Raw genomic sequence first — 12,689 nt, forward strand, 5'->3', positions numbered from 1 at the left:
GCCTCAGCCCTCCCTGCGCGGATTGAGGATGTCGCGCAAGCCGTCGCCGATCAGGTTGACGCCGACGATGAGCAGCAGCAGGGCAAGCCCGGGGAAGACGCTGATCCAGTAATCGCCGGAGAGGAGATATTCGAAGCCGTTGGCGATCAGCAGGCCAAGCGAGGGCTCCGTCACGGGCAGGCCGATGCCGAGGAAGGAGAGCGTCGCCTCCAGCATGATCGCATAGGCGATGCGCATGGTCGCGACGACGATGAGCGGCGGCAGGCAGTTGGGCAGGATATGGCGGAACAGGATGCTGCGGTCGGGCAGCGCCATGGCGCGCGCGGCGTCGACATAGGCGCGCCGGCGCTCGACCAGGGCCGAGCCGCGCACGGTGCGCGCATAATAGGCCCATTGCGTCACGACCAGAGCGAGGATGATCTTGTCGATGCCCTGGCCGAGGATGGCGAGGAAGATCAGGGCGATCAGGATCGCGGGGAAGCTCAGCTGGATGTCGACGATGCGCATCAGCACGGCGTCGGTCCGCCCGCCGAGATAGGCGCTGATCAGGCCGATCGCGGCGCCGATGACGAGCGCGATCGCCGCGCTGGACAGGCCGACCAGGATACTGGTGCGCAGCCCGAAGAGGATCGCGCTGAACAGGTCGCGGCCCTGATCATCCGTGCCGATGAGGTAGAGCATGCCGCTCATGCTGCGCGAGCCCGGCCGCAGGCGGTTGTCCATGATGTCGAGCTGGGACAGGTCATAAGGGTTCTGCGGCGCGATCAATGGCGCCAGGATCGCGGCAAGCACCAGGAGCGCCACGAGGATGACGCCGGTGAGCGCGAGCCTGTCGCGCAGCAGGGCGCCGAGCATCTCGCGAAGGGGCGAGCGGCCGGCATGGGTGCCGCCCGCAGCCGGCCCGTGAACCGAGGTCCGTACCTGGGGATCGAGGCTCATTGCGAGTTTCCCCCGAGGCGCACGCGCGGATCGACGACGGAATAGAGGATATCGACCAGGAGATTGATCAGGCTGAACATCACGACGGTGATCATCAGATAGGCCAGGATCACCGGGCGATCGAGCACGCCGATGGCGTCGATGATCAGCTTGCCCATGCCGGGCCAGGCGAAGATCGTCTCGGTGACGACGGCAAAGGCGATCAGCGAGCCGAGTTCGAGGCCGATGACGGTGATCAGCGGGATCAGCGTGTTCTTCAGCACATGGCCGAAGACGATGCGCGATTCCGACAGCCCCTTGGCGCGGGCGAAGCGCACGAAATCGAGCTGCATGCATTCCATCACGCCGGCGCGGGTCAGGCGGATGACCAGCGAGATCTTGAACAGCGCCAGGTTGAAGGCTGGCAGCAGCAGATGCGACAGCCCGTCCCAGTTCAGGAAGCTCACCGGCATGCCGAGCAGCGAGGTGGTCTCGCCGCGCCCGGACGCCGGCAGCCAGCCGAGCTTGACGCTGAACAGCAGGATCATGACCAGGCCGATCCAGAAGGTCGGCAGGCTGAAGCCGAGGATCGAGAAGGTCATCACCGATTTCGCGATCCACCCCTTCGGCTTGAGGCCGGCATAGATCCCGAGCGGCAGGCCGATCACCAGCGCCATGACGAGCGCGACGAAGGCGAGCTCCAGCGTCGCCGGCATGCGCTTCAGGATCAGCGTCAGGGCCGGCTGGTTGAAGACGAAGGAGTTGCCGAGGTCGCCCGAGAGCGCCCGCAGCAGGAACAGCCCATATTGCTCCCAGACCGGCCGGTCCAAGCCGAAGGCGCGGATGACCTCGAGCCGCTCGGCCGGCGTCGCGGTGGCGCTGAGCAGCACGTCGACGGGATTGCCGACCATGTAGAGGCCGACGAAGACCAGGACCGACATCACGAACAGCGTCAGCACGGTCTGGAGCGACCGGCTCATGAGATATCGCGCCATCTCAGCCTCCTGCCCGGGGCGCGGCCTGCCCGTAGCGGCTCAGGCGCTGCGACAGCAGCGCGATGAAGCCCGCCTCATCGACGCTCTCGATGATCGTCGCCCGCGCGGCGCGCTCCGTCTTGCCGTGATAATCGGCATAGCTGTAGCCGGCGGTCTTACCCGTGACCTGGACGCCGATGGCGGCCGGGCGGCCCTTGAACAGCTCCGGCTGCAGCAGCCAGGCGATGGTCATGGCGTCATGGATCGGGCCGCCGGGGCGGCCAAAGCGCGCGATGTCGCTGCGGTCATAGGTGGTGAGCAGATCGGCCAATGCCCGCCCGACCGCGCCGCCGGTGTTGCGGAAGCCCGCAATGTGCTCGGCCGTGAACAGCGCCTGGAAGGTCACGTCGAGCGGCATCGCCACGACCTCGATACCCGAGCCATGGACGATCTCGGCCGCATGCGGATCGGCATAGACGTTGAACTCCGCCCAGGGCGTGCGATGGCCGAGCGCGGTGAAGGCGCCGCCCATGGCGACGATCCGCGCGATGCCCTTCGCCACATCGGGGTGCTGCACCAGAGCGAGCGCGATATTGGTCAAGGGGCCGATCGCGCAGATGGTGATGGGCTCGGCGATCGCGGCGCGCGCGCTGCGGATGATGAAATCGACCGCATGCTCATCAGCCGGGCGCAGATCGGTCGGAGGCAGGAGCGTGTCGCTGAAGGCGCCGATCGCGGCGTATTTGCCAAAGACCTGCTGGCGCACCAGCGGCCCCGGCGCGCCCGCAAAAACCGGCACCTCGGGGCGCCCCGCCAGGGCCAGGATCTTGCAGGCATTGGCGAGCGTCGCCTGCAGCGGCACGTTGCCGCCGACCACCGAGATGCCGAGCACCTCGAGCTCGGGCGAGGCCAGCGCCATCAGGATCGCGGCCGCGTCGTCGACGCCGGGATCGGTGTCGACGATGATGCGCTGGCGATTCACGCCGTGACCTTCGCATCGTAGCGCGACAGCCGTTCCAGGAAGAGCGCGATCACGGCTGGCGCATCGACCTTCACGACGATCTCGGCATTGGGCGCGAGGCCGGATTTGCCATGCCAGTCGGCGATCGTCTGGCCCATGCAGAGCTCGCTCTCATGCTCGACGAAGACCCGCGCCGGCTGCGTCTGGAAGAGCTCGGGCGCCAAGAGATAGGCGATCACCAGCGGGTCATGCAGCGGGCCGCCGCGCGAGCCGTAGCGCTTGACGTCATTGCGGTCCCAGAACGCCATCAATTGCGAGAGCGGCTCCGAGATGCGGCCGCTGACGGCGGCGAACTGGCTGACATGGTCAGGCGTCAGGATGACCTGATGCGTGGCGTCGAGCGCCAGAGCGACGATCGGAATGCCGCTGGAAAACACGATATGGGCGGCATGCGGATCGGCCAGCACGTTGAATTCGGAGGTCATGCTGCGGTTGCCGGCTTCGCGATAGGCGCCGCCCATCATCACCAGCTTCTCGATGCCCTCTGTGATGGCAGGCTTCATCCGCAGCGCGACCGCGAGATTGGTCAATGGCCCCAGGCTGCAGATGGTGATCTTGCGGCCGCTCGCAGCCGCCGCCTCGCAGCTTGCGATGATGAACGCGACCGCCGACGTCGCCTCCGCCGTCTTCACCGGATCGGGCAGGACGGTATTGCCGAGGCCGGTCGTGCCATGGAACTGGCCATGGATCGGCTCGCGCAGCAGCGGCCGGAAGCAGCCGGCATGGACCGGCACATCGCTGCGGCCGCCGAGCTCGCAGATCTGCAGCGCATTGCGCAACGTGCTCGCCAGCGGCTGGTTTCCGCAGACCGGCGTGATCCCGAGGATGTCGAGCTCGGGCGAAACGAAGGCGGTCAGCAGGGCGATGCTGTCGTCGATCCCGGGATCCGTATCGATGATGATCGGAAGCGTCGTCATGAGGTCCATCAGGGCTGATCGCTCCCGCTCGCGGTCTCGCGAGCGGGCAGGGGGCGGATGAGAGCAGGGGGGCAGGGGACGAGGCCAATGCGGGCCGGCTATTTCGGCTTCACGTCCGAGGCGAGGGTGTAGCCGTCCGAGCGGCCCTCATAGCTGAGGGATTTCTTCAGCGCCCAGGTGTTGGCGAGGAAGAACACCGGGATGACGCCGAGATCCGTCATCGCGGTCTCAGTCGCCTGGCGCAGGAGCTGTTCGCGCCTGGCGTCGTCGAGCGTCGCGCGGGCCTCGCTCAGCGCCTTGTCGACTTGCGGGTTGGAGTAGCGGCCGCGATTGCCCTGGCCGGCCTTCTCGCCATAGCTCTCCAGGATCGGCCCGAGCACGCCCGAGGCCTCACCGGTCTCGACCGCCGCGCCGCCCATGATGAAGCTGAATTCGAGGGCCGAGGCGCGCGTGAAATAGACGCTGCCCGGCATGGTCGTCACCTCGGTCTTGATACCGATGCGGCTGAACATCTGGCCGATCGCCTGCGCGATCTTGGAATCGTTGGGATAGCGATCATTCGAGGCGTGGAAGGTCAGCGCAAAGCCGCCGGGATAGCCGGCCCTGGCGAGAAGCTCCTTGGCTTTCGCCGGGTCATAGGCATCGAGCTTGATCGCCGGATCATAGCCGAAATAGCCGTCCGGCACGAGCTGGCCGGCGGGCGCGCCCTGGCCGTCCATGATGCGCTCGACCAGCGCCTGCCGGTTGATCGACAGCGACAGGGCGCGGCGCACATCCGGGTTCTTCAACGGGTTCTTGCCATCGGGCCCCTTGGCGAAGGGTGATTCATCGCGCGCCTGGTCCATGTGGAGATACATGATGCGATTGCCGGCGATGTTGACGACACCAAGCGCATTCGCCTTCTCGATATTGCGCATATCGGCGGTGGGAATGCTCTCGATCATGTCGACATCGCCGGAGAGAATGGCGGCGACGCGGGCCGAGCTGTTCTTGAAGACGCGGAAGGTGACCTTGTCCCAGGCCGGTTTCTCGCCCCAATAGCTGTCCCAGCGCTCCAGCACGACCCTGTCATCGGGCGTCCAGGAGGCGAATTTGAACGGGCCGGTGCCGATGACGCCTTTGCCGGTGTTGAGCTCCTGCGTCGGCACCTTCTCCATCGCGGCCGGCAGGATCGCGATGCGGCTCAGATTATTGAGCAGAAGCGGTGTCGGCCCCCTGGTCTTGATGCGGACCGTCAGCGGATCGACCGCCGTGACCTCGGCGATGTCGCGGACATAAGCGGCAAAGGAGCTCGGGCTGTTCTGCGAGGCGAGCGGCACGCGGTTGATGCTGGCGACGACATCGGCGGCGCTGAAGGCGCTGCCATCATGGAATTTGACGTTCGCGCGTAAGCTGAACTCCCAGGTCGTGTCGTCCACGACCCTCCAGGACTCCGCCAGCGCCGGCTGGATCCGCTGCTTTTGATCCTGGTTGACCAGCCCGTCGAAGATATTGCGCGCCATCGCGCTGTTGGGACCGACGACATAGAATTGCGGGTCCATCGAGGTCGTCGAGGCGGCCAGGCCGATCGTCAGGCTTTCGCTCCACGCTGTGGCGGGAGCGCCAAAGGCGGAGGCTGCCAGAACGGCAGCGAGCACAGTCATCCTCATGGCGGGCGCGTCCTTGTCGTTTTCCCGTGGATTCGCGGCAGTCGTTCGTCTGCTGCCGCGTTGTCCCTGCTCCCTACAGGATCGCGCTCTTGCTTGAAAATCGCATTACGGCCTATCAGCATAAGCTAATGTTATATGGATCGACGCGTTGCATGGACCGAGGCGCGCTATGAATCGACAGTTGCGCCTCCATCCCCGCCAGGTCGAAGCCTTTCGCGGCATCATGCTGACCGGCAGCATCACGCTGGCGGCGCAGATGATGAATGTGACCCAGCCGGCGGTCAGCCGGTTGATCCGGGATTTTGAGATCGCCGTCGATCTCCGGCTGTTCGACCGGGATGGCCGCCGGCTCGTCGCGCGCGCCGAAGCCATCCGCCTCTATCGCGAGGTCGAGCGCTTCTATCTCGGTCTCGATCATATCGGCGCCATCGCCGACGATATCCGCGGCTCCCGCGGGATGCGTCTGCGCATCGCCGCGATGCCGGCGCTGGCCGCCTCCTGCCTGCCGGAGATCCTGTCGGGGCTGATGGGCGCGCAGCCGGACGTCTCGGTGGTCTTCGACGTCGAGAGCACCGACCATATCTGCGACATGATCACCAACCACCATTATGATCTCGGCTTCGTCTTCGGCTCCCCGCGCCATGCCGGCCTGCCGGCGCAGCCGCTCGCCACCACCCATGCCGTCGTCGCGATGCGCCGCGATCACCCGCTGGCCGCGCTGCCCGGCATCACGCCGCGCGACCTCGTCGCCTATCGCCTGCTGCTGCCGGGCCGCAAGACGCCGGTGCGCCAGAGCTTCGACACCATTCTGGCCCAGGCAGGCCTGTCTCCCGCCACCCTGATGGAGACCTCGATGGCCAATTGCTGCAGCTTCGCCGCGCGCGGCGACGGCGTCGCGATCTCCGATCCGGTGACCGTCGACGCGCGGGGGGAGCTGGTGACCCGCCTGTTCACGCCGGAAATCGAGATTTCCTACGTCGCCATCCGTCCGCCGCAGGCGCCGGGCTTCCTCTTGGCCGACGAGATCATCGACAAGGCGAAAGCCTGGCTTGGGGCGAGGTTGCCGGGGGCATCATCACGCTGACGCAGGCCGGGGGCAGCGACCCTTACGACCAGGCTTGAGCCCGGGCGGCGCGGCACTGCTGAGCTAGGGGCCGAGGAGGCCGTCGCGCCTTCAAGGAAGGGTTAAGGACCTCCTCACTCGCAAAATGTCGGCTGCTAAGGTCAGGCGGTACATTTGGCGTTTTGCCTCCTGTCGGAAAGCGGTCGAACGGCTCGGAGTACACTCGCAAATTCCTCATTTCAGAGGGAAATTGGACCGAGGCGTGATCCGGCGTGAGCTGGAATGCCCGCGGGAACGGCCAACCCTGGTGATCCAGCTCAACCTGCCGAAGGGCATTCCACCAACGGCAAGGATCGGGAGGGTCTGCAAATCACGAGATTGGACTTGTCCCAACGATCGAGCTCGCGGACTGGATAGAGGACGGCCTTGCCGATTTCGATGAAGGACGGACCGATGCGCACGGCTCTCCAGTTCCTCAGCGTCCTTCGCTGACCTGATCAATGAGCCCTGAGCCCGGATCGCACGGAGCGGCAAAGCGCATTTCGCAAGTTTGCATGCAAATCTGAATGCTGTTACCCAAGTGCCGATGCGCTCCGGGTAGCAACGATGGTTGCTGCAAAAAAGAGAGCCAAACGGGAGATCGGAATGCAGCTCACCGCGATCGGGCCGGCCGCACCGGCGCGCGACATGCTGTCGGCGATGCCGGATGTGATCGAGAGCGTCGGCCGCCGTGAATTCGCCCCGAGCCTTTTCGCCCTGACCCGCCGCTTCACCGGGACGGAAAATCTGACCGCGTTCGTCTCGACGCCGGACGGCCAGGTCCACACGCTTCTGGCCGAGGACAAAGGGCCGAGCGAGACCGCGTTATGCGTCGCCAAGCGCTATGTCGCGCGTCACTGGAATGCTGACCCGGCGAACGCGATCGTGATCGACGAGCATGACAGCCATCGTTGCTGGGCTCTGAAGCTGCGCTTCAGCGACATCACCAACCCCGCCTATCGCAATGATTGCTACGTGGCGGTCGGCCTCTCCGAACGTTTCTCGCTGATTCAGAAGCGGCCTGCCGGCACCCTGCGCGTCAGCGTCTATCGCGGCCGCCGTGAGAGCTTCAGCGACGCTGCCGTCGCGAAGCTGACGGATTGTGCGCCGCTGCTCTTGGCCGCGCTTTGGCGCCATTACTCGTCGATCGGACCCGGCGAGAGCCGCAACGCCGCCCCCTATTTCCGAGCGCGCCTCGAGAAGGCTGCTCCGAGCCTGTCGAGCCGTGAGCTCGACGTCTGTTCGATGGTGGCCGCCGGGGTGACCTCCGAAGGCATCGCGCTGGAGCTCGGCGTGGGCATCAACACTGTGCTGACCTACCGCAAGCGCGCCTATGCGAGGCTCGGCATCTCATCGCAGAACGAGCTGATGCGCATGTTGATGTGAGCCGCGATCAGACGGCGTCGGGTTGCTGGTCCGGCCTTGCCGCGATGAACGCAGGGTGTGCGGCGCAGGTGGCGTCGATCGCCACGAGCTTCGGATAGGGCGACAGGTCGACGCCGAAGCGGCGCGCGCTGCCGATCTGCGGCACGAGGCACAGATCGGCGAGACCGGGAGCCTCCCCGAAACAGAACGGGCCGCCTTCATCCCGCAGCAGCGCCTCGCAGGCCGAGAGCCCGTCCGACAGGGCCGCGGCGATCCAGCCCTTGACCTGGTCTTCCGCCCAGCCGGCGGCACGCAGCCGGTTCAGCACCTTCAGGTTCTGCAGGGGATGGGTGTCGCAGGCGATCGTCAGGGCAAAGGCTTCGACCTGCGCCCGCCGCCGTGAAGCCGGGGGAAGCAGCGGAGGCTTCGGCACCTCTCGGTCAAGCCAGCCGATGATGGCGAGCGACTGCGTCAGCACCGTGCCATCATCGAATTCCAGCGTCGGAACGAGCTTTTGTGGATTGATTGCGGCATAGGCCGGATCGTTCTGCTCGCCGGTTCGCAAGTTGTGCGCGATCGTCTTCAGCGACAGTCCCTTGAGGCCCAGCGCGATGCGAACGCGCCAGGCGGCGGATGAGCGGAAATAGCCGTGCAGGGTCATCGGGGCGGATTCCTTGAGCGAGCCGGTTACTCAGGCCATGCGGTAGCCGCCATTCACGTCGATCGTCGCGCCTGTGATGTAGGACGCCTGTTCGGAGAGCAGGAACGACACCGCGCCGGCGATGTCGTCCGGCTGGCCGAGCCTTCCGAGCGGAACGGCCTTCGCCAGCAGGTCCAGCGTGTCGGCCGGAGCCGAGCCCGGCGTCGCCGCCGCCAGCATGGGCGCGTCGATGACCCCGGGCGCAACGCAGTTGACCGTGATCTTCAGAGGCGCGAGCTCACGGGCCATCGCCTTGGTAAAGCCGAGGATGGCGGACTTCGACGAGATATAGCTGGCCGAGCCGCGATAGCCGCCAAGTTCCGCCGCTACCGAGCTGGTGGTTGTCACGCGGCCGTCCGCAACCGGGGTTTCGCGCCGCCGCCGTGCATAGGCGCGGATGCAGAGAAACACGCCGCGCGTATTGACCGCATGCGTCCGCTCCCAGTCGTCAAGCGTCATGTCGAAGATGGTCGGGCGTTCGCCGTCGGCCGCCATCAGAAGGATGCCGGCATTGCAGACCAGCGCGGTGACGGGCCCGTGTTCGGCCTCGACTGTGCTGAACAGATCGTCGACGGATGCCTCGCTGGAGACATCGACCGCCCAGCTGCTGTGACCGTTCCCCGGCAGGGCGCCGGCGAGTTCCGCCGCGGGCTCGCGCGTCAGGTCGGCGACCGCCACGCGCCAGCCATCTGCTGCGAGCTTTCGGGCTATCGCAGCGCCGATGCCGCGTCCGGCGCCTGTGACGAGGGCAAGCTTGGTCATGTCGATCGTCCGTCCTTTTGCGTTTCGTGCCCAGTTCAAAAGATTGCCGCGCCTATTCCGTGTAGATGCCACTGGCGAGCAGCGTCTTTGAGGACAGGTCGCGGCCATGCCGGTGGGTGAGGAAGCCTGCGGTCACCCCGCCATCGGCCATGAGCAGCGAGCCGTTCACGTAGCTCGAGAGGTCCGACAGCAGGAACAGGCAGACATTGGCGATCTCCTCGGGTTGGGCGAGGCGCCCAAGCGGCGTTCGATCCTCCATGACGCCTGAAACAAAATTCTCGGGAATGCCGGCCCGGATCATTGGCGTATCGGTTGCGCTCGGCCCGATGGAGTTGACCCTCACGCCATAGGAGCCCCATTCGATGGCGAGGTCCCGGGTGAGGCCGACAACGCCCGCCTTCGACGCACAGTAGTGAGCCCGGCCGGATTGGCCGCCGAGCGAAGATATCGAGCCGATTGTCACGATCGCTCCGCGCCCACGCGCGACCATGCGCCGTCCTACGGCTTGGCAGGAGTAGAAGGTTCCGCTGAGGTTGACGCCAATCACGGCCTCCCAGCTTTCGGAGGCGAGCTCGGTGGCCGGCGAGGGGCGCGAAATTCCGGCGGCCGTGATCAGCCCGTCGAGAGGTCCGAGCCGCTTCTCGATTTCGCCGACGGCGACGTCGGTCGCCGATGCATCGCGTACGTCGAAGCCTATGGAGGCTGCTTGCTGACCCATGGCCTCGACCTCACGGGCGACGGCAGCCGCTCCCTCGGCGTTGCTGTCGGCAATCGCGACGGCAGCTCCCTCGCGGGCGAGCGCAAGCGCGCACTGACGCCCGATTCCGGAAGCGCCGCCCGTAATCATCACGATGCGGCCGGCAAGCCCAAGAGAGATGCTCATCATAGCGTTCCTGTTGCGGAGACGTTCATGACGTCGCCACGCCGCGATCAGACCGCACCGCCTCAGCCCAGCTTCTGCTGGGCGAAGGCGGGACGCTGCTCGATCCGCGCGAACCAGGCGGCCGTTTCCGGGTGCCCGTCGCGCCAGCCGAGGTCACCGAAGCGCAGGTCGAGATAAGCCAGCCCGCTGGCGAAGGTGATGGTGCCGATGTCGAGCCTATCGCCAAATTCGGCCGCCTTGGCCTCGATCACGGCAAGGACGGCCCGGACCTTGGTCATCTGGCCCTCGCTCCACTTGTCCCAGCGCTTCTCCTCCGGGCGCAGGAAGCCTTCGTAACGCGCCAGTAGGGCGGCATCGAGCAGGCCGTCGCCGACTGTCTGATCCATTAGGGCGGTCCAGCGCTTGGCTGGGTCGGACGGAAAGATCTCGCCGCCGGCGCGGTGGTTCAGATATTCGCAGATCACGCGGCTGTCGGCGATCGCAATGCCGTCATCCGTCAGCAAGGTCGGCACCTGGCCGAGCGGGTTCGACTTGACGATGTTGGCCTCGCGCGCGGTCGGCCCGCCTGTCTTGAACTCCTGCGAGACGTCGAGCATCTCGATCTGGCCGATCAGGCCGAGTTCGGCTGCCGCAATCCGCACCTTGCGCACGAAGGGAGAGGTTGTGGATTGATAGAGCTTCATGAGGTGGCCTTTCTCATATCTGCAGACGGTCGGGTTCGGCTGCGAGCGCACGCCCGGCAATGAAGCCGAAGGTGAGCGCCGGGCCGAGCGTGATGCCGGCGCCGGGATAGGCGCCTGCCATGATGGAGTTCATGTCGTTGCCACTGGCGAACAGGCCAGGAATTGCCTGCTCGTCCCTGCCGAGGACACGCGCCTGTGGGTCGCAGTTCAGGCCGGTCGCCGTCCCGATGTCGCCCGGCCAGACCTTCACGGCGTAGAAGGGGCCGGTCGCGATCGGGCCCAGGCAGGGATTGGGCTTGTGGCTGGGATCGCCGAGATAGCGGTTGTATTCGCTGGAGCCCTTGCCGAAGGCGGGATCCTCGCCCGATCTGGCAGCGGCATTCATCACCTCGACTTCGGCCGCGAGCGCCGCCGGCGAAACGCCGATGCGCGCGGCGAGGGCGGCGATGCTGTCCCCAGCGAACAGGTAGCCCGCGTCCACGAAGGCCGCCAGAGAGCGTAGCCCAGGATGGACCAGCCCCAGACCGTATCTGGCGATGAAGACGCTGTCGCAGACGAGGTAGGCAGGCACTGCCCCGGCGGCGTGCATGGCCTGGACGAAGCCGTGATAGGACGTCGCCTCATTGACGAAACGCCGGCCCTTTTCATTCACGGCGATCAGGCCGGGCTTGGCGCGATCCAGGATGAGATGCGGGAACTTGACCTCGCTCCCATCCGGCTTCTTCAGGACGGAGACCGGGGTCCAGAAGGCTGCACCGATGTTATCGTCGCGCATCGCGCCGCCGGCCTCGAGGCCGAGGCGGATGCCGTCGCCCGTGTCGCCCGCCGGCGCCATCGAGTGGTGGACCTCGGCATGCGGAAGGTGCTGCTTGCGCATCGCTTCGTTGGCGGGAAAGCCGCCGCTCGCAAGCACGACGCCGCGCCGGGCGCCGATGCGTCGTTCACCGTCCTGCGTCTTCGTCACGAGGCCCAGCACGGTGCCTTCATGTGTGATCAGGGCGCCGGCCTCTGTTTTCGTCCGCAAGTCGACGCCGGCAAGGCGTGCTGATTTCAGCAGGCGTCCTGCGAGCGCATTGCCCATGAGCAGACGCGTCCCGCGCGGATGGCGCAGGCGATCCAGGCCGTAGCGCCAGAGCAGGCCGACGCTGTGACGGAAATTGGCGAGGCTGCGGAAGCGGCCGACGAGGGCGTCGATGTCCTTGCGGTTCACCATCATGCCGTTCAGCACGGTGAACTCCTTCAGCGGCGGACGCAGCAAGGCGAAGTCGGCGCCGAGATCGTTGCCGTCATAGGCGGCGGGGTCGATCGTGCGTCCGCCCTTGGAAGCACCGGGCTGTTCGGGCTGATAATCCGGCGAATAGGCGCGCGCCTCGAAGCGAAGCGCTGTCTCGCGCTCGAAAAAGCGCACCATCTCGGGGCCATTATCGAGGAAGGCGCGCATCAGATCCGGCCTCAGCCGGTTGCCGAGGACGGCCTCGACATAGGCCATCGCGGCCTCGCGCGTATCGGCATGTCCGGCCTTGGTGGCGTGCGGGTTCTCCGGCACCCACATCGCGCCACCGGAAACCGCGGTGCTGCCGCCGATATACTCGGTCTTCTCGATCACGACGACGTCGAGGCCGGCCTTGGCGGCGGTGATGGCTGCCGACATGCCGCCGGCGCCGGAGCCGACCACGACCACGTCGTGGATTTCATCGAAGCGTTCCGTCATGGCC

The 12,689-nt window shown here is 66.2% G+C and carries 12 protein-coding genes and 1 pseudogene; 2 read left to right on the forward strand and 11 right to left on the reverse strand.

Features of this window, described 5'->3' with window-relative positions; translation table 11 throughout:
* Positions 1–3 precede the first annotated feature (3 nt).
* From BMZ97_RS30000 to BMZ97_RS30020, 5 genes are all read right to left on the reverse strand, one after another.
* Complete coding sequence (locus tag BMZ97_RS30000; RefSeq protein WP_092178414.1) at positions 4–939, reverse strand: ABC transporter permease; 936 nt, start codon at positions 937–939, stop codon at positions 4–6.
* Positions 936–1,913, reverse strand: a complete 978-nt coding sequence (locus BMZ97_RS30005; protein ID WP_092178416.1) for an ABC transporter permease — start codon at positions 1,911–1,913, stop codon at positions 936–938. Before BMZ97_RS30005 ends, BMZ97_RS30000 begins: the two co-directional genes overlap by 4 nt.
* 1 nt (position 1,914) lies before the next feature.
* Positions 1,915–2,874 carry a nucleoside hydrolase gene (locus tag BMZ97_RS30010; protein WP_092178418.1) on the reverse strand — a complete coding sequence of 320 codons (960 nt, stop codon included), beginning with the start codon at positions 2,872–2,874 and terminating at the stop codon, positions 1,915–1,917.
* Positions 2,871–3,830 carry a nucleoside hydrolase gene (locus BMZ97_RS30015; RefSeq protein ID WP_092178463.1) on the reverse strand — a complete coding sequence of 320 codons (960 nt, stop codon included), beginning with the start codon at positions 3,828–3,830 and terminating at the stop codon, positions 2,871–2,873. The genes BMZ97_RS30010 and BMZ97_RS30015 overlap by 4 nt, the downstream gene beginning before the upstream one ends.
* A 98-nt stretch (positions 3,831–3,928) precedes the next feature.
* Positions 3,929–5,479 carry an ABC transporter substrate-binding protein gene (locus BMZ97_RS30020; protein ID WP_092178420.1) on the reverse strand — a complete coding sequence of 517 codons (1,551 nt, stop codon included), beginning with the start codon at positions 5,477–5,479 and terminating at the stop codon, positions 3,929–3,931.
* Between the two features lie 181 nt (positions 5,480–5,660).
* Here BMZ97_RS30020 and BMZ97_RS30025 point away from each other — a divergent pair, with 181 nt between their 5' ends.
* Entirely contained in the window at positions 5,661–6,563 is a 903-nt protein-coding gene (locus BMZ97_RS30025; protein WP_175525798.1) for a LysR substrate-binding domain-containing protein, read from the forward strand.
* A 296-nt stretch (positions 6,564–6,859) separates the two neighbouring features.
* Here the strand turns inward: BMZ97_RS30025 and BMZ97_RS31680 are convergent.
* Positions 6,860–7,024, reverse strand: a pseudogene (locus BMZ97_RS31680) (DNA-binding protein); the annotation flags it as partial.
* A gap of 163 nt (positions 7,025–7,187) precedes the next feature.
* On the opposite strand from BMZ97_RS31680, the gene BMZ97_RS30035 reads away from it, so the two are divergent.
* A complete protein-coding gene (locus BMZ97_RS30035) occupies positions 7,188–7,967 on the forward strand; it encodes a helix-turn-helix transcriptional regulator (RefSeq protein ID WP_175525799.1) in 780 nt (259 codons plus the stop codon).
* A gap of 7 nt (positions 7,968–7,974) precedes the next feature.
* Here BMZ97_RS30035 and maiA read toward each other — a convergent pair whose 3' ends face one another.
* The 5 genes from maiA to BMZ97_RS30060 all read right to left on the reverse strand — a co-directional run bounded on the left by maiA (position 7,975) and on the right by BMZ97_RS30060 (position 12,685).
* A complete protein-coding gene (gene maiA, locus BMZ97_RS30040) occupies positions 7,975–8,607 on the reverse strand; it encodes a maleylacetoacetate isomerase (RefSeq protein ID WP_092178426.1) in 633 nt (210 codons plus the stop codon).
* Between the two features lie 30 nt (positions 8,608–8,637).
* A complete protein-coding gene (locus BMZ97_RS30045) occupies positions 8,638–9,408 on the reverse strand; it encodes an SDR family NAD(P)-dependent oxidoreductase (RefSeq protein WP_092178428.1) in 771 nt (256 codons plus the stop codon).
* Positions 9,409–9,460: 52 nt separating this feature from the next.
* Positions 9,461–10,291 carry an SDR family NAD(P)-dependent oxidoreductase gene (locus BMZ97_RS30050; RefSeq protein WP_175525800.1) on the reverse strand — a complete coding sequence of 277 codons (831 nt, stop codon included), beginning with the start codon at positions 10,289–10,291 and terminating at the stop codon, positions 9,461–9,463.
* 62 nt (positions 10,292–10,353) lie between these two features.
* Entirely contained in the window at positions 10,354–10,974 is a 621-nt protein-coding gene (locus BMZ97_RS30055; RefSeq protein WP_092178432.1) for a glutathione S-transferase family protein, read from the reverse strand.
* 13 nt (positions 10,975–10,987) lie between these two features.
* Positions 10,988–12,685 carry an FAD-dependent oxidoreductase gene (locus tag BMZ97_RS30060; protein ID WP_175525801.1) on the reverse strand — a complete coding sequence of 566 codons (1,698 nt, stop codon included), beginning with the start codon at positions 12,683–12,685 and terminating at the stop codon, positions 10,988–10,990.
* Between the last annotated feature and the right edge of the window lie 4 nt (positions 12,686–12,689).

It is taken from the genome of Allobosea sp. OK403 (assembly GCF_900113835.1).
GTDB lineage: Bacteria > Pseudomonadota > Alphaproteobacteria > Rhizobiales > Beijerinckiaceae > Allobosea.